This window comes from Microbispora sp. H10670 (genome assembly GCF_014161385.1).
GTDB classification, from domain to species: domain Bacteria; phylum Actinomycetota; class Actinomycetes; order Streptosporangiales; family Streptosporangiaceae; genus Microbispora; species Microbispora triticiradicis.
Genome location: NZ_JABBWW010000011.1, coordinates 22,925 through 40,528, shown reverse-complemented (window position 1 = coordinate 40,528; position 17,604 = coordinate 22,925). Strand labels below are relative to the sequence as shown.

The 17,604-nt window shown below is 72.2% G+C and carries 17 protein-coding genes; 6 read left to right on the top strand and 11 right to left on the bottom strand.

The features are described from left to right. Window positions 1–125: 125 nt before the first annotated feature. Window positions 126–875, bottom strand: a complete 750-nt coding sequence (locus HHX33_RS17385; RefSeq protein WP_182875519.1) for a dienelactone hydrolase family protein — start codon at window positions 873–875, stop codon at window positions 126–128. 264 nt (window positions 876–1,139) lie between these two features. Further along, window positions 1,140–1,748, bottom strand: coding sequence for an NYN domain-containing protein (locus HHX33_RS17380; RefSeq protein ID WP_182875518.1), 609 nt, complete (start codon window positions 1,746–1,748; stop codon window positions 1,140–1,142). A 506-nt stretch (window positions 1,749–2,254) separates the two neighbouring features. Here HHX33_RS17380 and rox point away from each other — a divergent pair. After that, on the top strand, window positions 2,255–3,682 hold the full coding sequence (rox, locus tag HHX33_RS17375) for a rifampin monooxygenase (protein WP_182875517.1): 1,428 nt from the start codon (window positions 2,255–2,257) through the stop codon (window positions 3,680–3,682). A gap of 50 nt (window positions 3,683–3,732) precedes the next feature. Here rox and HHX33_RS17370 read toward each other — a convergent pair whose 3' ends face one another. From HHX33_RS17370 to HHX33_RS17355, 4 genes are all read right to left on the bottom strand, one after another. Continuing rightward, entirely contained in the window at window positions 3,733–4,836 is a 1,104-nt protein-coding gene (locus HHX33_RS17370; protein WP_182875516.1) for a TIGR04500 family putative peptide maturation system protein, read from the bottom strand. 1 nt (window position 4,837) lies between these two features. Next, window positions 4,838–5,824, bottom strand: a complete 987-nt coding sequence (locus tag HHX33_RS17365) for an MvdC/MvdD family ATP grasp protein (protein WP_182875515.1) — start codon at window positions 5,822–5,824, stop codon at window positions 4,838–4,840. 134 nt (window positions 5,825–5,958) lie between these two features. Continuing rightward, on the bottom strand, window positions 5,959–6,111 hold the full coding sequence (locus HHX33_RS17360) for a hypothetical protein (protein ID WP_165900704.1): 153 nt from the start codon (window positions 6,109–6,111) through the stop codon (window positions 5,959–5,961). 12 nt (window positions 6,112–6,123) lie between these two features. Continuing rightward, a complete protein-coding gene (locus HHX33_RS17355; RefSeq protein WP_165900703.1) occupies window positions 6,124–6,279 on the bottom strand; it encodes a hypothetical protein in 156 nt (51 codons plus the stop codon). A 245-nt stretch (window positions 6,280–6,524) separates the two neighbouring features. On the opposite strand from HHX33_RS17355, the gene HHX33_RS17350 reads away from it, so the two are divergent. The 3 genes from HHX33_RS17350 (at window position 6,525) to HHX33_RS17340 (ending at window position 11,727) form a co-directional block, all read left to right on the top strand. Next, window positions 6,525–8,675 carry a peptidase domain-containing ABC transporter gene (locus tag HHX33_RS17350; RefSeq protein WP_182875514.1) on the top strand — a complete coding sequence of 717 codons (2,151 nt, stop codon included), beginning with the start codon at window positions 6,525–6,527 and terminating at the stop codon, window positions 8,673–8,675. Between the two features lie 256 nt (window positions 8,676–8,931). Then, a complete protein-coding gene (locus HHX33_RS17345; RefSeq protein WP_182875513.1) occupies window positions 8,932–10,008 on the top strand; it encodes a hypothetical protein in 1,077 nt (358 codons plus the stop codon). Window positions 10,009–10,320: 312 nt separating this feature from the next. Continuing rightward, the gene (locus HHX33_RS17340; RefSeq protein WP_182875512.1) at window positions 10,321–11,727 is read left to right on the top strand and encodes an AMP-binding protein; all 1,407 of its coding nucleotides are present in this window, start codon (window positions 10,321–10,323) and stop codon (window positions 11,725–11,727) included. A gap of 137 nt (window positions 11,728–11,864) precedes the next feature. Here the strand turns inward: HHX33_RS17340 and HHX33_RS17335 are convergent, their stop codons facing one another. The 3 genes from HHX33_RS17335 to HHX33_RS17325 form a co-directional block, all read right to left on the bottom strand. Then, entirely contained in the window at window positions 11,865–12,470 is a 606-nt protein-coding gene (locus HHX33_RS17335) for a DUF1707 SHOCT-like domain-containing protein (protein WP_182875660.1), read from the bottom strand. A gap of 168 nt (window positions 12,471–12,638) precedes the next feature. After that, window positions 12,639–13,058 (bottom strand): hypothetical protein, encoded by a 420-nt coding sequence (locus HHX33_RS17330; RefSeq protein WP_182875510.1) that lies wholly within the window; start codon window positions 13,056–13,058, stop codon window positions 12,639–12,641. A 198-nt stretch (window positions 13,059–13,256) separates the two neighbouring features. Then, complete coding sequence (locus HHX33_RS17325) at window positions 13,257–13,667, bottom strand: histone-like nucleoid-structuring protein Lsr2 (RefSeq protein WP_182875508.1); 411 nt, start codon at window positions 13,665–13,667, stop codon at window positions 13,257–13,259. A gap of 113 nt (window positions 13,668–13,780) precedes the next feature. Between HHX33_RS17325 and HHX33_RS17320 the strand changes: the two genes are divergently transcribed. Both HHX33_RS17320 and HHX33_RS17315 read left to right on the top strand, forming a co-directional pair. After that, entirely contained in the window at window positions 13,781–14,092 is a 312-nt protein-coding gene (locus HHX33_RS17320) for a hypothetical protein (RefSeq protein ID WP_220501904.1), read from the top strand. Window positions 14,093–14,130: 38 nt separating this feature from the next. Continuing rightward, on the top strand, window positions 14,131–15,198 hold the full coding sequence (locus tag HHX33_RS17315; RefSeq protein ID WP_220501903.1) for a spore photoproduct lyase family protein: 1,068 nt from the start codon (window positions 14,131–14,133) through the stop codon (window positions 15,196–15,198). Here HHX33_RS17315 and HHX33_RS17310 read toward each other — a convergent pair. Together HHX33_RS17310 and HHX33_RS17305 are read right to left on the bottom strand one after the other, a co-directional pair. Then, a complete protein-coding gene (locus HHX33_RS17310) occupies window positions 15,186–17,297 on the bottom strand; it encodes a serine protease (RefSeq protein WP_310741418.1) in 2,112 nt (703 codons plus the stop codon). The genes HHX33_RS17315 and HHX33_RS17310 overlap by 13 nt on opposite strands. Continuing rightward, on the bottom strand, window positions 17,294–17,602 hold the full coding sequence (locus HHX33_RS17305) for a hypothetical protein (protein WP_138461886.1): 309 nt from the start codon (window positions 17,600–17,602) through the stop codon (window positions 17,294–17,296). The genes HHX33_RS17310 and HHX33_RS17305 overlap by 4 nt, the downstream gene beginning before the upstream one ends. Window positions 17,603–17,604: the final 2 nt, after the last annotated feature.

The following is a 17,604-nucleotide window of genomic DNA, read 5'->3' as shown; positions in this document are numbered from 1 at the left end:
GGGAGGCGGCTCGCGGGGTTGGATCGGGGACTCCTCGATGGCCGACGTGTCCAGGCGTGGAACGACAGGGACGCGGGATCGGCGACCGGCCGCCGATCCCGCGTCCCCTCGGGCCGGTGGGGTGCCTACCCCCGCAGATGCCGGGCGAGGAACCGGACCGCGCTGTCGGCCTCGAACCCGGGCACCTCGTGGTGCCCGCCCACGTTGGCGTGCAGCGTCTTCTCCTTCGAGGCCAGCGCGTCGAACAAGGCGAGGCCGGATTCACGCGGGATGAGCTCGTCGTCCCACTGGAGCGCGAACTCGACCGGCACCGTGATCCGTCCCGCCGCCTCGGCCAGGGCCTCGTCGTAGGAGTGGAGACCGAGCACCGCCGCGGTGATCCTGGGTTCGGCCGCCGTCAGCGGCAGCCCGATCGCGGTGCCCATGCTCACGCCGTAGTAGCCCACCGGCCCGCCGGCGCCGATCTCCGGCAGTTCCTGGAGGGCGTCCAGGGCCGCCCGCCACTCGGGCACCGCACGCCTGGCGATGCCGGCGTTGAAGGAGACGACGATCGGGTTGACCGGCTCACCCGCCGCCATCGCCCGCCGGAGCGCGGCGATCTCCCGCTCGTCGTCCTCCGTACGCGGCCGTCCGCCGTGACCGGGTGCGTCGATGGCGGCGACGTGGAAACCGCCGTCGCCCACGAGGCGGGCCGCGCGGCCGGCCACCCCCGGCGCCCTGCTGTCCTGGCCGCCGCCGTGCCCCAGCAGCACCAGTGGCGCGCGGCCGGAACCGGACTCGGGCGACCAGAGCATGCCGGGGACCTCGCCCACGGTGAACCCGCGCGCGATGACGCCGTTCGACGTTTCTTCCGAAGTGAAATACACAGAAGGCATTAGGTTGTCGCTTTCCGGGAGTGCTTGTTGTCCAGGCGCTCCCGGCGACTCCTTATGTCAGTCGCCCGACCGTGATGACGAGAGGGAGCACCCCATCGACACAACGTTCATGGGTCTCACCTCCTCACGGCCTGTCACGATCACCCGCACGCTACCAGCCCCGGACCATCCCGCCCAACAGCTTTCCCACCCACCGCGGACAGTTCCAAGGACTACGGCGTCCGAGACGCCAAGCACTCACCACACCCGGGTGCCCGCCTCCAGTCAGCGGCAGATGTCGGCCGCGATGAAGTCGAGGTCGAACGAGCCCCAGCACGCGGCCTTCAATTGGTGCCCCTTACCCGACCACCCGGCATTGATGACCTTGAGACCGCGCTCTTGGACACGCTCCACAGCGGGCACGAAGTCAGCGTCACTGGTGACGGGAACCGCGACATCGTAGGCGTCCTGCCAGGCCAAAGACAGCATGTCCGTAACGATCGCCGCGTCCACTCCCTTCTCCGGCTTCGCCATATATGACTGCCCACAGCTCGGACAGGCCGTGGTCATCGTTCCGCAGTTCCGACAGTGCACCTGTCGAGGCTGGGAGCGCCGCTCGCGGACCGAGACGCTCCAACTGGGCAGGCGCTCAATAGTCCCCGTCAGCCACTTCCGCAGCGGAGCATCGGCAACCGGATCAACTGAGGCGTAAAGCAATGTCTCTTCCAGATCGAGCGGATCGGTCAGGTTCACGGAAGCCAGCACCGAGGCCACCGCTTGGACCACCGCAGGGGGCAACGCACGCCAGTCGCATTTCTCGGGGTTCATGGCGGAGTTCCAGCTCAGCTGGAAGTTCCAGAAATCGATGAAGATCCTGACCCTACGTGCGGTCATCCCGTCGCAACTCCAGAGCATCGCGCCTCATGGGGAAATAAATATGGGGAGCCCGTGGGCTCCCCGGAGACGCAATGCGTGCGCGGACGAAGCCACGCACGGAGTTGTAATGACGTCAGGCTACCTGACGGGCCCGAACACCGTCAAAGAGGACGCACCGCGCTCCAGCTCGCCAAGTCTTGCAGAACCCTTGACCTCGCGCTTGGGATTCGCTGGGCTCGCGGCGTCCCAGTCGTGCTGGACTCCGCCGATCAAGGGACGAAGGAACACATCTGACCCGCGACACCACTGGCGGCGCTATTGGCCGACGTCCGGGCCGGACTGCACAAGGGGCACAGGGACGGCTAACCCGTGTGCTGGTGTGGGGGCGCGAATGGGGTGGCCGAGAAAGGCGATCCCCCGCCACCTTCAAGCTATAGCGCACCGGGGGGCTTGCGGCAAGACCCCGGGCGTACCGCAGAATCTCCGTCCGAACAGGGAGCGGGACCTTGTCGTATGGGGGATTCATGATCGACGTGATCATCGCCGGTGGCGGGCCGACCGGCATGATGCTGGCCGGTGAGCTGCGGCTGCACGGCGTGCGGGTGGTCGTGCTGGAGAAGGAGACGGAGCCGACCGGGTTCGTCCGGGCGCTGGGCCTGCACGTGCGCAGCATCGAGGTGCTGGACCAGCGCGGCCTGCTGGAGCGGTTCCTCCCGCACGGCCGCAGGTCTCCGGTCGGCGGTTTCTTCGCCGCCATCGAGAAGCCCTCGCCCGAACGGCTGGACACCGCGCACCCCTACGTCCTCGGCGTCCGGCAGACCATCACCGATCGCCTGCTGGGCGAGCACGCCGCCGAGGTGGGCGCCGAGATCCGGCGCGGCCGCGCGCTGGCGGGGCTGAGTCAGGACGAGCACAGGGTGACCGCGGAACTGGCCGACGGCACGCGGCTGCGCGCGCGCTACCTCGTCGGCTGCGACGGCGGCCGCAGCACGGTGCGCAAGCTGCTGGGCGTCGGCTTCCCCGGCGAGCCCACCAGGGTCGAGACGCTGCTGGGCGAGATGGAGGTGGGCGTGCCGCCGGAGACGGTGGCCGCCGTGGTGGCCGAGGTCCGCGCCACCCAGAAGCGGTTCGGGCTCGCGCCGTTCGACGAGGGGGTGTACCGCGTGGTCGTGCCCGCCGCCGGAGTGACCGAGGACCGCTCGGTCCCGCCGACCCTGGAGGACTTCAGGCAGCAGCTGCGGGCCGTCGCCGGCACCGACTTCGGCGTGCACTCCCCCCGCCGGCTCTCCCGTTTCGGCGACGCCACCCGGCTGGCCGACCGCTACCGGGTGGGCCGGGTGCTGCTGGCCGGCGACGCGGCGCACATCCACCCGCCGGTCGGGGGGCAGGGTCTCAACCTCGGCATCCAGGACGCGTTCAACCTCGGCTGGAAGCTGGCCGCCGAGATCGCCGGCTGGGCCCCGGAGGGGTTGCTGGACAGCTACGAGACCGAACGGCGCCCGGTGGCCGCCGACGTGCTGGACAACACCCGCGCGCAGATGGAGCTGTTGTCCACCGAGCCGGGCGCCCAGGCGGTGCGCCGCCTGGTGTCGGAGCTGATGGACTTCGAGGAGGTGAGACGGCGCCTGGCCGAGAAGATCACCGCGATCGGGATCCGCTACGACTTCGGCGAGGGGCACGAACTGCTCGGCCGGCGGATGCGGGACGTGACGCTGAAGCGCGGGCGCCTCTACGAGCTCACGCGCGGCGGCCGCGGGCTGCTGCTCGACCAGACCGGCCGGCTCTCGGTCGCCGGGTGGGCGGATCGGGTCGACTACGCCGCCGACGTCAGCGAGGAGCTGGACGTGCCCGCCGTACTGCTGCGGCCGGACGGCCACGTGGCGTGGGCCGGCGAGGATCAGGCGGGCCTGCTCGATCGGCTGCCCAGGTGGTTCGGCGCGCCGCGCGGCTGAACGCCCCGTACGGCTCGCGCGGATGACCGGTGGGCGGAAGCGGGACCGGTTCAGACCGTTCCGAACCCTCCGGCGGCCGGGGAGGCCTCCGAGGCGCCGTGCGATCCGTCCGGCGCCCGAAGCGCCCGGGTGACGGAGCCGGTCCGCCGCGCGGTGCCCCACATCCACTCGACGCTCGCCTCGGCCCGCCTGCGGGCGAGCCAGTCGTCGAAGATCCGGTTCTCGATCGCCTGCCGGGTCTCGTCGTCGAGGACGGCGGGGCGCACCTCCAGGACGCAGGTGACCAGCGGCTCCGGCCCGCTGCCGGCGACGACGTCCCCGGCTTCTGCGCCCGCGGCCTCCGGGCCGAGTTCGCGGCGGTACACGAGCGCCGGCCGGACGTCCGCGCCGTACGCGAAGGCCTCCTCGGCGGCCTTCGCGAAGATCGCCGCGCGGGTGTCCTCGGCCCGCAGCCGCGCGGCCGCCGCCCGGGCGGCTTCGAGGTGGGGATAGCGCAGGCGCATCACGCTCAGGCGGTCGTGGCCGCCCGGGTCGGCGGCGAACAGCCCGGCGGCGTCCTCACCGGCCACACGGCGGCGCAGCCGGGCGATGGCGGCCTCCTGGTGGACGATCACCTCCAGCGCCGCGTGGTCCAGCCCGCGCTCCGCCATCCAGTCACGGGTGGCCCGCACGGTGAGCAGGCCGCGGGCCCGCCGGAAGGCGTCCATGGCCTCCTGAAGCTCCTCGGCGGTCAGCTCGACCGGTTCCCGCTCCAATTCCTGCTCCACCAGGGCGGCGTTCACCAGGCGGACGGCCAGCGAACTGTCCCCCCACAGCCCGTCGAGCACGGCCATGGCCTGCTCCATCCTGACGTCGGCGCCGTCGACGCGGACGACGACCTGCTCGCCGGCGCTCTGGCTGCCGCGCAGCGGCCACGGCACGGCCCGCGCCGGCGCGAAGGCGACCGACACCGTGCCGTCCGGCGCCGGGATCAGCAGGTCGTAGTGGTGGCTCCCGCCGGGATGGTCGCGCTGCCAGACGAGGCGCATCGGCACGTTCCGGTGCCCGGCCCGCAGGTCGTCCAGCAGGCGCCTGGCGTCGGCCGGCTCGGCGCCGGAGATCCGGCGCAGGAAGGCCAGGGCGTCGTTCAGCAGGTGGTCGGGGAAAGGCGTCACGTCAGGCTCCTCGCAGGAGGTGTTCGCAGATGGCCTCGCTGATCGGGAGGCCGGTGAGGTGCTCCACCCACAGCCACTGCGCGTTGGGGTTCACCTCGAGGAAGACGTGCCGGCCCTCGGGGGTGAGGATCAGGTCGATCGCCCCGTACGCGAGGCCGAGCCGCTCCATGAGGGTGAGGCACCGGGCCGCGACGTCGTCCGGCAGGCGGTGCGGGCGGTGCGGGGTGACCCGCGTGTCGTAGCGCCGCCAGTCGACGCTGGACCGGTTGGACACCTGGGAGTGGATCTCCGCGGCGAAGATCCGGCGGCCGACGACGGTGACGCGCAGCTCCAGGCGCTTGTCCACCCGCTCCTGCACGATCATGGGACAGAACCGCAGCCCGTCGGCGTACGCCAGGTCGCGGGGCGACACCTGCTCGCTGAGCCGCGTGACGGTGAGGCCGTCGCCGACGCCCTCGATGAAGGGGATGTGGAACGTCTTCGTGATGACGCGGCCGTCGTGCCGCTCGTGGAACTCGAAGAACGACTCCGGGTCCGTGGTGATCAGCGTGTCCGGTACGGCGAAGCCGAGCTCCGCCGCGAGGGCGAGCTGGGAGGCCTTCTGGCCGGACCGGCGCCAGACCGACTCGCGGGCGGGGAGCTGCGGGCACGGCAGGTGCTCCCACAGGTCGCCGAGCAGGCTCTGGCACTCCCTGGCCGCGTGCGCGGCGACCGCCGGGTCGGCGATCTCCGGATGCGGCGCGGGCGGGCTGGGACGGCGCCACCACAACGCGGTTACCGTGTCGAGCGCGATCTCCTCACCACCCCTCAGGAGGCGCGGCGTCATGCGGCCGTCCGCCGCGTAGCCGACCTCCACCCTCCAGGAGACGGGGAAGCCGCCGGGGTCGAAGACGGTGACCCGCGCGCCGCGCCCGGCGAGCAGCGCGCAGACGCGGTCGGCGTGGGGATCGTCCTCACCCGTGAGGACGAGAACGTGCGGAGATGGCAAGGCCGGGCCTTTCGTGATCACGGTGGAAGGCGGGAGCGCCGCCGCGGGCGCTCCCGCCCCGTGCCTCGGCGACGGTTCAGAAGCGGTTCAGAGGCGCTTCACAGAGCGCTTCGGGAAGCGCTTCGAAGGGCCGCTCAGAGGGCGATGTCGTCCCAGGAGCACATGTTGCCGCCGTACGAGCCCGTGTTGTACTCGGGCCACATGCCGCCGCTGATGCCCCGCAGGGTCTCCTCGTCGAGTTCGGCGCCGACGGCGTCGATGTCGGCGAGAACGGTCCGCACAGTCATTCCGGTGTCTCCCTAGCAGTAGACGTCGTCGCGGCTGGCGTACAGGCCGGTGTGGCTGTAGGCCCCCTCGGGGTCCATGCCGCCGTTGATCCCCTGGAGCCGGCTCTCGTCCAGCTCGGCGCCGATCTCGGAGATGTCGCGCAGCTCCGTGCGCAGGTCCTTGCCCATCTGATCTCCCTCCTTTCCGTACGGGAGCCGGGACGGCCCCCGCGCCTCAAGGCTCGGTGGAAGATCTTGGAATCGTCTTGCGAGCAGATTGGAGGGGGGCTGAGCACCGCTGCAACCGCAGGCCGGGGGGCGGGCCCGGCCTTCTCGCCGCCTCCCCGCGGCGCGGAGACCCGGCCCCCGCGGCCGGTCCCCACGCCGGATGATCCAAGTCGCCGCGCAGTGGGCGACGGAACACTGCGGGAACCATGAGGTTCAATCGCACGAGGGTGCCGCTGCTGTTCCAGGACTCCATGACCGAGTGCGGCGCCGCCTGCCTCGCCATGGTCCTCGGAGCGCACGGTCACCACACCACGGTCCGCGCGCTCGCGGACGAGATGGGGATCGGGCGCGACGGCGGGAACGCTCTCTCACTCATCCGGGCGGCACGCCGGCGAGGCCTCACCGCCCGTGCCTTCTCGCTGCCCGCGGACGGGATCCGGCAGGTCCCCCTGCCCGCCGTGGCCCACTGGGAGTCGCGCCACTTCGTCGTCGTCGAGGCCCTCGGGCGCGGGCGCGTCACCATCGCCGATCCGGGTTCGGGGCGCCACCGGATCAGCGACGAGGAGTTCGCCGAGTCCTTCAGCGGAGTGGTGCTCCTCTTCGAACCGGGACCGGAGTTCGCCCGGGGACGGTTCGGGAACGCGCGGAGCCGCTCGTGGCTCCGGTTCCTCCGTACGGCGTTCGCCGCGCGGCGGTCCCTGGTCGCCCTGCTGGCCCTGCTCAGCGTCCTGACGCAGGCGTTCGGGCTCGTCCTGCCCGCCCTGACCGGTCTGATCGTCGACCGGGTGGTCCTCTCGGGCGAGCGGGACCTGATCACCGCCCTCGGCGCGGGCCTGCTCGCGGTCTTCGCCGCGCACACGGCGGTCGGGGTGCTGCGGGCGTTCACTCTCGCGGCCCTGCGCGTCCGCGCGGACGCCGACCTGCTGGAGATCACCGCGACCCGCCTGCTCGCGGCGCCGTTCCGGTTCTTCGCCGGGCGGACGTCGGTGGACCTGTCCAACAAGGTCATGGGCACCGTGCTGATCAGGGAGATCGTGATCGGCCAGGCCCTCCTCGCGGTCTTCGACGGCCCGCTGGCGCTGGGATACCTGGTCACGGTGGCGGTGCGCAGCCCGCTGACCGGCGCCTGCCTGCTGGCCTTCGCGGCGGCCCAGGTCGCCCTGCTGCTGGCCACCCGGCGGCACGTGAGCGACCTGGCCCGCCGGGAGGCGGACACACGCAGCGACGTCCAGGGCCGGCTCGTGGAGGTGGTGCGGGGCATCGAGAGCATCAAGGCCTCGGGCTCCGAACCCCGCGTCCGGAGCCGGTGGACGAAGCTGCTCGCGGTGTACGTCGGCCGGGCCGGGCGCAGCAGCCGGGCCCAGGGCCTGCAGCAGGCGGTGTTCGACGCGATCAGGTTCACGGCCCCGCTGGTCCTGGTCTGGGTCGGGGCGCGGCAGGTCGTCGGCGGGGAGATGTCCCTGGGAGAGATGCTCGCGCTGCAGGCGCTCGCGGCCGTCGCGCTCTCCCTGCTGTCCTCGCTGATCAGCGGCCTGCAGTCGCTACAGGCGGCCCGGCCGTACGTGGACCGCCTGGCCGACGTCTGGGAGGCCGAGGCGGAGGCGGTCCCCCCGGGCGCGGTGACCACCGAGGTGAGCGGCCGCCTCAGCGCGGAGGGCGTGGGCTTCCGGTACACGGCGGAGGCGCCCTGGGTGGTGCGGGACGTCAGCGTGGAGGTGCCGGCGGGCCGGAAGGTCGCCCTGGTGGGCCGGTCGGGCTCGGGCAAGACCACCTTGGCCCGGGTGCTGCTCGGGCTCTTCGCCCCGGCCGAGGGCGAGATCCGCTACGACGGCGTCCCCGCCTCCCGTTTCGACCCGGGCGCGCTGCGCCGCCAGTTCGCGGTGGTGCCGCAGGAACCCGTCCTGTTCACCGGCACGATCGCCGAGAACATCGCGCTGAACGCCCCGGGCGCGTCGGCCGAGGAGATCGCCGAGGCGGCCCGCCTCGCCTGCGTGCACGACGACATCACGGCCATGCCGATGGGGTACGGCACCCTGCTCGCCGAGGGGGGCGGCCTGTCCGGAGGGCAGCGGCAGCGGATCGCCCTGGCCAGGGCCCTGCTGTCCAGGCCGAGGCTGCTGCTCCTGGACGAGGCCACCAGCCACCTCGACACGGCGACGGAGGCGGCGATCGAGGCCAACCTCGCCGGGCTGGACATGACGCGCGTCGTCATCGCGCACCGGCTGAGCACGGTGCTGGACGCCGATCTCATCCTCGTGCTGGAGGCCGGCCGGGTCGTGGAGGCCGGCGGTCACGCCGACCTGCTGCGCGCGGGCGGGCCGTACGCGCGCCTGGCCGGCGCGTCACCGGAGTCGTGACCGGGCGGCAGAGCCGTGCGAAGATTTTTCACTTCGCTTTCCACCCTTCCGACCTGCCCAAAAGCCTCCGGCCGGCCGCCCGGCCGCGGATCGGCCCGCATGGATTCGGGATAGATGGGAAAGGTCTCCACAAACCCACGGAAGAGACACGGTTTGACAACAAATATAACGATCGCCACTGTCGGGTAGCGGAGCAACGCGCTCCGGCCGCCGCCAGTCCGGCGGAAACCATCACACCGCACGATATGGAGGAACGGTGACGCCGACCAACCCCCGCCGCCCGAAGGAAGGACAATCGTCCGGCCCGGGCGGACCACGCAGGCGCATCTCCCACCCCATGATCCTCGCCACCGCGTTCGTGCTGACCGCGACCGGCGGCGTCGGAGTGGCGGCGGCCTCCGCCGCTCCCGTCACCCCGCCGGCCGACGCTCCGGAGCCCGTGGTGACGACCACCGTGACGATCACCCCCACGCCGGTGGACCTCCCGGCCGAGACCACCACCGAGGTGCCCCTGGTGGGCCCGTTCCTCGGCGTACTGCACGGCCAGATGGTCGTGCCCACCAAGAACAGGTGCGACACCGTCACGGTGTTCACCCAGACCGGGCAGGCCGTCGCCGTGGCCGAGGGCTCGGTCACCATCCGGAGCCAGGACGGCTTCGAGCGGTCGTACTCCGTCGACGACTCGACGCGGGTGTTCACCGGCCGCCGCGGCGGCGAGATCCGGCAGGACGCCTGGGTCTCCGTGGTCGCCGCGGAGCCCGCTCCGCAGACCCCGCCCGAAGCCACGCCCACTCCCCCGGAAAGCACGCCCACGCCTCCCCAGGAGACCCCCGCACCACCCGAGAGCACACCGATTCCTCCCGAAACCACCCCCACTCCCCCGGAGGCGACGCCCACGCCTCCCGAGAGCACGCCGGCGCCCCCCGGGGAAACGCCCACGCCCGATCCGCAGACGTCGACGGCTCCGGCGGCCCCCGCCGTGCCGGGGCAGGCGGACACCGTCGCACCGAAGACCGAACCGTCACCCGCCGCCTCTCAGGGGGAGACCGCGGCGGCCGCCTACGTCTTCGATCTCTCCCGGCCGAGCAAGAAGCTGTGGAACCTCGGCAAGAGCTCGCCGTACTTCCCGCACTGGCGCTCCGGCAAGCCCGCCTGGCGCACTCCCCAGCCCTGCCCGACGCCGACGGTGACGCCCACGGCGCCGACCGACACCCCGACCGACACCCCGACCGTCCCGACCACCCCGAGCGCCCCGGCGGAGACGCCTGCCGACACCGTGTCTCCCACCCCTGAGCCGACGCCCACCGACGCCCCGGCCCCGTCCGGGTCCTGATCACCCCATACGGCCGGCCCTCGCCTTCGCGGGAGGGCCGGCCTCCGGCTGCCCGGCGCGAGAATACGCCGCGCACGCCGGGAGGCCGCCATGCCCGGCGCGCGGGAGGAGGCCGCCTATACTGCCGCTGCCGGCGGATCGGAGCGGGCGCGAATCCACGAGCGGCAGCGGCCCGGCTCCGGCCCTCCGTCCCACTACTGGCACGATCCCGGTGAACGCGCGGACGCGCGGCCGCCCTCGGCAGTACGGCACTCCGCCCGGCGCATGCCTTCCGTGCCACCCTCGAAGTACCGACGAAAGGTGACGCAGGCCATGCTGGAAGGACTTCGACAGGCGGCCGGAAGAGACGGCGCCGCCGCCGTACGGCTCGGGGACGACGCACTGGCGCCGGCCGAGCTGCTGCGCGCCGCGAGCGCCGTGGCCGGCGGGATCGCGGGCGCCTCCGCGGTCGCCGTCCACGCCACGCCGACGATGGACACCGTGATCGCGGTGGTCGCGGGACTGCTCGCGAACGTCCCGGTCGTCCCGGTGCCCCCCGACGCCGGGCCCATGGAGCGCGACCACATCCTCCGCGACTCGGCTCCCGCGCTCATGCTGGCGGCGAAGGGCGCGCTGGAGGACCCGGGCGCCCTCGGCGTCCCCGTCGTCCCCGTGGACGACGTCGCGGGCGCGGAGACCTCCTTCCCCGGCCCGGAGCCCGGCTCCACCGCTCTGGTGCTCTACACCAGCGGCACGACGGGCCGCCCGAAAGGCGTGCGGATCTCGCACGGCGCCATCACGGCCAACCTCGGCGCGCTCGCCGAGGCGTGGGCGTGGACGGAGGAGGACACGCTGGTCCACGGGCTGCCGCTGTTCCACGTCCACGGCCTGATCCTCGGCGTGCTCGGCGCCTTCCACACCGGCTCGGCACTGGTGCACACGGGACGGCCGGCCCCCCGCGCGTACGCCGGGGCGCCGGGGACGGTCTACTTCGGGGTCCCCACCGTGTGGTCGCGGGTCTGCGACGACCCGGAGTCCGCGCGGGCCCTGCGCGGCGCCAGGCTGCTGGTCTCCGGCAGCGCTCCGCTCCGGCCTGCCTTGTTCGAGAACGTGCGGGCCCTCACCGGGCACGCCCTGCTCAACCGGTACGGGATGACCGAGACCCTGGTCACGCTCAGCGGCCGGGCGGGAGAGGACCAGACGCCCGGCTGGGTCGGGACCGCCCTGCCCGGCGTGGAGACGCGGCTGGTGGCGGAGGACGGCGACCTCCTGCCCCATGACGGCTCCGCCCTGGGCGAGCTGGAGGTGCGGGGGCCGAGCCTGTTCACGGAATACACCAACGCGCCGGAGGCCACGGCGGCCTCGATGACCGCCGACGGCTGGTTCCGCACCGGCGACCTGGCGGTCGTCGGGCCCGGCGGCGTCCACCGGATCATGGGCAGGGCGTCGACCGACTTCATCAAGACCGGCGGCTTCAAGGTGAGCGCCGCCGAGGTGGAGGACGCTCTCCTGGCCCATCCGGCGGTGCGCGAGGCCGCCGTCGTGGGCGCCCCCGACGACGATCTCGGGGAGCAGATCCACGCCTACGTCGTGGCGGACGCGGTCCCGGCCGACGAGCTCGTGAACTTCGTCGCCACCCAGTTGTCCGTCCACAAGCGGCCCCGGCAGGTGCGCTTCGTGGCGGAGCTGCCCAAGAACCGGCTGGGCAAGGTCGTCAAGGGTGACCTCGGCCGCCGGTGAGCACACCGGCCAGACCACTGGCGAGCGCACCGGCGAGATCCGGGCGGGGTCCGGGCGGGATCACCGCCGCCTCATCGGGAGGCGGTGATCCGTCGCGGACGGCCCGTGCCGGCCCGCCGTCCCCGGAGAGGCGCGGTTCAGCGGCCGCGCCTGCGCCCGGCCCTGCCGCTCACCCCGCCGAACAACGCCAGGCCCCGCACCACGACCACCGGCGCGGAGGGATCGATGTCCGGGCCGTTCTGCACGTCGAAGCCGCCGAAGATGCCGGTCCCGTGGCAGCGCAGCTCGACCCCCTCGGGCACGATGATCTCGGCGCCGCCGAAGATCGCGTTGACCGTGATCTCGACCTCCTTCGCCTCGAACTCGGCGGAGGTCAGGTCGAACTGCACCCCGCCGAAGACGGCGAGCGCCTTGGTCCGCCGCCGTACCCTCCAGCGGCCCTTGCGTACGGCGCCGCCGAAGACGGCGACGACGCTCTCGGGCTCGGAGGTCGCGTCGGGATGGTAGGACACCGGGGTCGCGGCCGGACGGCGCCGGTCGACCTGCAGGTCGTGGGTGAGCACGTCGAGCTCTCCCACGGTCTTCGCCTGGTAGAGGGTGTCCAGGCGCTCGGAGTACTCCTCGTGACTCAGCTGACCGTTGCTCAGAGCCTCGCCGAGCAGGGCGGCGACCTGCTCCCTGTTGCTGTCCGAGGCACGCAGGTGCGACGTCTGCGAGTCGCCACGCTCGGGGGGGTTATCCATGATGGTCACGATAGTTCTCCTCGGCCCCCGTCAGGGAGCCGAACGTACGCGCGACGCGGTCCCGCCGAACCGCGGCGCCCGGCGCACGCCCTGCCGTGTGGTGCCGGGGCGCCGCACGCCGCCGGTGCCCCTCCACGCGCTCCGCGGAGGGGCACCTTCCACCGGTGTTCAGTTGCGGCAGCCGCTGAAGCAGCTGTTGTCGCAGTCGAATCCCCAGACGGCGTTGGCCCAGAGACAGTTGTCCCACCACCAGTCATTCCACGAGGGAATGACGCTGCCGCACGTCTCCCCATAAGAGGAGGCGGTGCGCCAGTCGTTGAAACTGTTGTCGAAGGTGTTGTTGACCCCGACTGTGGTGTAGCCGTCTCCGTACCCGGTGGTGCCGCACGGGTTGCGGGCGGTGGTGCGCCAGTTGTCGAAGCTGTTCGCGAACGTGTTGTTGAACAGGACATCTTCAGCCGGGCTCGAGTAACCGTATTCGGTTGGAGCGGTCGCCGCGCCCGCGGCCGCGGCGCTCAGCGCGAGAGCGCCACCGGCGAGCGCGGTGGAGAATGCGAATCCGGCGATGACCTTCTTGAGCTTGGGCATTCGTGTCCCCCTCTAAAGGATCAACTGCCTGATTTGCACGACATCCACTCTTAGAGAGCTATGTCGTTCAGTGACCGTTAAGCCGCCATCACCCCGCGCTTGCATGGTTTCCAGACCGAATGACCGATAAACGGCGATTTACCGTGTTTGATGCCCCATTGCGAGCAATGGGGCATCCTGAGTCCACTTATGCGTCACTTATCCCGAAATGTCCGAATCTGCGCCGTGGGTGGACGGCTCCTCCGAGGTCTCCTCCGGAGCGGCGCCGGGGTGGGCCGCGACGAACCGTTCGAGGATCTCGTCGGGCACCTTCCCGCGCGCGGGCACCTCCAGCCCCTGCTCACGGGCCCACTCGCGGACGTCGGTGAGCGTGTGACCGCGCAGGCGCGGCGACGCGTCCGCCGCCTTCTTCGCGCGCGACGCCTGCTTCACCTCACGGGCGTTCTCCAGGACTTCCTCGACGAAGGCGAGCGCCTCGTTCAGTCGCTTGTGGTTCTCGTCGCACAGGTCGATGGCGAAGGTCCGGTTCAGCAGCGGGAACTCCCGTCTCGCCACATCGTCGCCCTCGGAGTGGTCGAGGTCGTCAACCAGTATCACCTTCTGCGCCACGTGCCGCCCTTTCCCAGGTGGATCTACGTCTTTCCGGACCGTGGCATCCTACTCGCGGGGTATCCCGCTCGCGCTGGTCACCCGCCACCCGCCACCCGCCGGTCGGCGCGGCCGTGCTCGACCAGCGGGTGTGGGCCGGGATCGGCAACGCCTGGCGGGCGGAGCTGCTCTTCCTCACGGGCCTCGATCCCCGCGCCGCCGGCATCGGCGCGGAGGCGGCGGGGCGGCTCTGGGACACCGCCGTGCGCTATCTCGCGCTGGGCCGCGACGCGGGGCAGGTGGTCAGCGACCCGGACGCGCCGGACGAGCGCTGGGTCTACAAACGCGAGCGATGCCGCCGCTGCGGAACCGCCGTCCGCACCTGGACGCTGGCCGCGAGGACGGCGTACGCGTGCCCCCTCGACCAGCCCGCACATGCCCATTGACCTGGGAAGTCACGCCACCGCCAGGTTGTTACACCCAGGTGAACGAAGGCCACCGGCTCCTGGACATCCGCCGCCTCTACGTCGAGCCCGCCGCGGCCGGACTGCCGCGCGGCAAGGAGATCCTCCAGCGGTTCCCCGACGCCGAGCGCGTCGAGATCGAGTCGCACCACCGGATCCCCGAGCTGTACGGGGACGAGTCGAACGTCTCCCGCTGGGTCAGGATCAAGACCGAGGCACTGGTCCTCGGCGTCAAGAAGTCGCTCACCGCGCGGCCCAACGGCCGGTCGAGCGACTTCATCGCGCCCTCCACCGCGAACGGCTGCGCGATGGCCTGCGCGTACTGCTACGTGCCGCGCCGCAAGGGCTACAGCAACCCGATCACGGTGTTCGCGAACATCGACAAGATCACCGGCTATCTCGCCCGGCACGCGGGACGGCAGGGCGTCAAGCCCGAGCCCAACCAGGTCGACCCGCACGCCTGGGTGTACGACATCGGCGAGAACTCCGACTGCTCGGTGGACGCGACCGTCTCGGACAACGTGCGCGACCTCGTCGACCTGTTCCGCGACCTGCCGAACGCCAAGGCGAGCTTCGCGACCAAGTACGTCAACCGCGACCTGCTCGGCTGGGACCCGCAAGGCCGTACGCGCGTCCGGTTCAGCCTGATGCCGGCCGCGGACGCGAAGCTGCTGGACATCCGCACCTCGCCCGTCGCCGACCGCATCGCGGCCATCGACGACTTCGTCGAGGCGGGATACGAGGTGCACGTCAACTTCAGCCCCGTCGTCGTACGGGACGGCTGGCTGGAGGACTGGGCCGAGCTGCTCGGGCAGCTCGACGACACGCTGGGCCCGGCGGCGCGCGCGCAGCTCGCCGCCGAGGTCATCTTCCTCACGCACAACGACCGCCTGCACGAGGTCAACCTCGGCTGGCATCCCAAGGCAGAGGAGGTGCTGTGGCGTCCCGACCTCCAGCAGCCCAAGCGCTCGCAGACCGGCGGATGGAACGTCCGTTACAAGACCGGCCACAAGGGCCGCTACGTCACCGCGCTCACCGGCCTGATCGCCGAGAGGCTGCCGTACTGCCGGGTCCGCTACGCCTTCTGACCTCGGGCGTACGCGGCGGGGAGGGCCGCGCCGATCTCGCGTGCGACCTCGGGGTGCGCGAGGTACTCCTCCACGTCGTGCGCCCGGCTCAAGGGGTTGGTGACGCACGTCTCGACGAGTTCGCCCTGCCAATCGTCGTCGAGCGGGCATCCGACGGTGACCGGGTCGGTGGGACACCACGCGTTGAACCAGTGGGCCACCTGGCCGGGACGCTTCGGGCCGCCGGCGAGCAGGCGCCGGTACACGGTGTCGAGGCCGAGCGGGCTGCCCGCGGTGACGAGCAGGCCGACGTTCGCGGCCGGGCCGAGGCGGATGAGCAGGTCCAGCGCGACGACCGTGCCCAGGCTGTGGCTGACGATCACCAGCGGGCCACGGGGCGTCTCCCGCAGCACCGTGTCCAGCACGGCCTCACGGACCCGTTCGTCCCCCAGGTAGGCGGCCACGTCCGCGAAGATCGCGGCGATGGCGAGCCGGTCCAGGTCGGTGACGGCCGCCAGCCAGCTCAACCCACCGTGCACCAGGTCCGCCCGTTCCCCGCCCGTCGGCCGGGTTCCGGGCATCCCGGCCCTGGTCGCGGCCTCCACGATCAGCTGCTCGTACAGACGTCTCGTGCCGTAGAGCACGGGAGCCGCCGCGTCGACCGGGTCGGCGAAGATCTCCTCAAGGGAGTGCGGCGCGGGGCGGGAGGGCCGCAGGGCTTCGGCGAGCCGGTCGCCGTAGAAGGGGAAGCAGACGTCCTCCGGGGCGATCGTGGGCAGTCCCGCCCGGGTCAGCCCGCCGTTCAGGCCCGCCGTCCAGTAACGGCGCAGGTGCTCGGGGTCGCGTCCCTGCTGGCCTCGGCCGTGCAGGAACACCAGGTGCAGGGCGCCCCCGAACGCCGCGGAGTCCGCGGCGAGCCCCGTCGTGCCGGGCTCGTCAGGAGACACCGTGGTGGCCTCTGACGAGCCCGGCGTGACCGTCCGCGTGGCCGCGGACTCCACCGGCCCCACCGGCCCCGCCGGCGCCGTCACGGGTGACGCGGTGGGAGCCGATCCTGCGGCGCGTCCGTCCAGGAGCCCCGACTCCGGCCCCATCTCCGCGAGCAGCGCCGTCCACGCGCCGTCGAGCCGCAGCGTGACCAGGTGCCGCAGGATCGAGCTGACGCGCACGCCCTCGTTGGACACCCAGTCCACCGCGTCGTCGCCGTCACCGGCCTGCCAGACCTGGCCGTCGCGACGGAGGATGCGGTCCTGGTCGTCGGTCCTCGGCACGCCGCCGTGGTGGAGCGCCGTCACCTCCCACTGGTCGTTGTACACGGGCGAGCCCGAACTGCCCGGCTCCGTGTCGGTCTGGTAGTGCAGGAAGTCGTCCAGACGGACCTCCAGCCGGTTCTCCCGGATGGAGATCTCCTTCAACCGGCCGCCGGGATGGCCGACGATGTTCACCGGCTCGCCGATGACGAGCTTGCCCGGCTGCGCGCTGAGCGTGTTCCAGCCGAAGATCTCCCCCGCCGGCCGTCCGCCGGCCTCGGGAGCGACCAGGACGAGGGCGAAGTCGAGGCCCTCGTCGGCCACGAAGAACGCGTCCGGATCGAGGGTGAACCGCTTGGCCACCTCGGGCGTGTTGTCCACGCCGACCTGGGCGTCGAACTCGGCGAACGCCTGCCGTACGGCCTCCGGGCAGGGGAGGACGTGGTGGTTGGTCAGCAGCAGCCGGGGCGAGACCAGGAAGCCGGTGCCGATCGGCAGCTCCCGGCCGTTCTCGCGCACCGAGATCCTGGCGACGGTGCGGGCCGCCCGGGCCCCGCGCGGCAGGAAGCTCCATGCCTGGAGGTCCTTGGCGACGCCGAGGATGCGCTCGTGCATCGCGGGCCGGTCCAGGCGGACGCCCCGGGTGGCCTCCATGACGGCCTCGACCGGCACTCCCTGACGCTGGACGAGCCGGGCGGCACGGGCCGCGAGCAGGTCCGGCGAGTCGGGGAAGGCGTCGCCCTCACGCTGCCTGCGGCGCACCTCGTCCCGGACCGTGCCGCTGCGGCGATACCGTACGGCTGCCGCCCTGGCGTGGCGCAGGCCCTTTCTCCGGACCTCGTCGGCGATGTCCACGGCGTCTCCCGTCACTTCGCGATCGTCAGCACGCCGTCCTGGCAGGACAGCACGGTGAGGTCGGTGCGCCCGCCTTCGGGGAAGACGACGCGCACACCGCTCTCCCGCGCGTGCCAGCGGCCCGTCACCGGCCGCGGGCGGTCGGCGGGACCGGGGCGGAGCTCGACGAACGTGCCGTCCGCCCGGAACTCCAGGCCCCGGCGCGGACGGCGAGAGGGCCGGAACGGATGGCGCGCGGGGCGGTAGACCTCCGCGTCGCCGGTGTCCTCCTCGTAGGAGTGCAGCCACTCCCCCACGATGCCGATGTCCGGTTCCGTCACGG